The following is a 1,630-nucleotide window of genomic DNA, read 5'->3' as shown; positions in this document are numbered from 1 at the left end:
TAGGCGCGCGGGCAGGCGCGAGGGGCCCCGCCGGATCCGGCGGGGCCCCTCGCGGCCTTTGGTGTCAGCTGCTCGTGGTGACGCGCGGGGCCGGTTCGTACTTGTAGTTCGCCTGGCCGAAGTTCTTCTTCACGGCCGCCTCCCAGGAGCCGTCCGAGACCATCTTGGTGAGCGCCGCGTTGATCTTCTTCTGGAGCGCGGAGTCGCCCTTCTTGAGGCCGATGCCGTAGTTCTCGTTGCTCAGGTTCAGTCCGACCAGCTTGAACTTGCCCTCGTTGCCCTTGCGGGCCGCGTACCCGGCGAGGATGGAGTTGTCGGTGGTCATGGCGTCGACCAGGTGGTCCTGGAGGGCGACCAGGCACTCGGAGTACCCGTCGAGCTCCAGGACGCTCGCCTTCGGGGCCAGCTTGCTGCGCACGTTCTCGGCGGAGGTGGAGCCGGTCACCGAGCAGAGCCGCTTCGTGTTCAGGTCCTCCGCCTTGGTGATCGTGTTGTCGTCGGCGCGGACCAGCAGGTCCTGGTGGGCGACGAAGTAGGGCCCGGCGAACTCGACCTTCTCGCGGCGCTTGTCGTTGATCGTGTAGCTGGCCGCGACGAACTTGACCTCGTTGTACTGGATCAGCAGTTCCCGGTCGTCGCTGTAGACCTGCTTGAACTCGATCTCGTTCGCCTTGTACCCGAGCTCCTTGGCGACGTACGTGGCCACGTCGACGTCGAAGCCGGTGAACGTGCCGTCCGGCTCGCGCATGCCGATGCCCGGCTGGTCGAACTTGATGCCGACCGAGATCGGTTCCTTCTTGGCTTCACCGCCACAGCCGGAGGCGGTGGCGGCGAGGGCGATCACTGCGGCGACCGCACCGGCCTTGGGAACCTTCATGTGCTGCTCTTTCCTGGGGAACGCGGAACCACGGGGAAGCTCGCGGAAACGTGGGGGGACGTGCGGAACCGCGGAGGCGCGAGGGCACGTGTATGAGGAAGCTAGGAGGGTGGCGGGCGCAGCGTCACTGCATCTGAGGAAAACTTGAGGATAACGATCCGGTTCCGCCGCAGATCCTGCGGCGGCTGCGCACCGGAGCCGGAGAAGGGGGCTGGTGCATGGCAACGGGCGGGACGACGGAAGCGGCGCGGGTCGAGGGGAACACCCTGCTGCTCGGCGACGGGGTGCGTATCAGGTTCATCCGGACACTTCGCCTCCCGGAGTCGGGGACCCACGCGCTCCCGCCGGGGCTCGGGGAGTTCCCGCTGCGCCGGGTCGAGGACCATCCGGACACGGTTCCCGCCGAGTGGCGGGCCAAGGGCGGCGTGATGCTGCCGGTGTACCTGCGCGAGGCGATGTGGCTGGCCTTCGGCGGCTCGTCGGAGCCGGCCGCGCTGCAGGTCGGGGTCGGCAAGGTGTGCGCCGTCTCGGGCAGGCCGTGGACGGGCCGGCTGGCGCGCGACCCGCAGAACTACGTGGTGCTGCCCCGGCAGCCCTGGCTCGACGGGATCAACTCGGGCGACGGGACGGTCCGCCAGTTCGTCGCCGTCCCGCTCGGGCTCGGAGCCACCGTCGAGGGGCAGGTCACCGGCGAGGAGACCACGGGCGGGGTGCAGCTCCAGGCGTTCCCGCTGGAGCCGGACGCCCTGGCCG

Annotated in this window: 1 protein-coding gene and 1 pseudogene; one reads left to right on the top strand and one right to left on the bottom strand. The window is 69.1% G+C overall.

The window, feature by feature from the left end:
* Positions 1–64: 64 nt before the first annotated feature.
* Positions 65–877 carry a glutamate ABC transporter substrate-binding protein gene (locus ACFVXK_RS38600; RefSeq protein WP_389622068.1) on the bottom strand — a complete coding sequence of 271 codons (813 nt, stop codon included), beginning with the start codon at positions 875–877 and terminating at the stop codon, positions 65–67.
* A 218-nt stretch (positions 878–1,095) separates the two neighbouring features.
* Here ACFVXK_RS38600 and ACFVXK_RS38595 point away from each other — a divergent pair.
* A pseudogene (locus ACFVXK_RS38595) lies at positions 1,096–1,630 on the top strand (hypothetical protein); the annotation flags it as partial.

It is taken from the genome of Streptomyces sp. NPDC058157, from assembly GCF_042884105.1.
Lineage (GTDB): Bacteria > Actinomycetota > Actinomycetes > Streptomycetales > Streptomycetaceae > Streptomyces.
The sequence above is the reverse complement of the archived record's forward strand: the minus strand, read 5'-3'. Positions and strand labels throughout refer to the sequence as shown.

Coding starts and splice junctions, on each gene's coding strand:
- ACFVXK_RS38600 (WP_389622068.1), bottom strand. CDS start 877: ATGAAGGTTCCCAAGGCCGGTGCGGTCGCCGCAGTGATCGCCCTCGCC.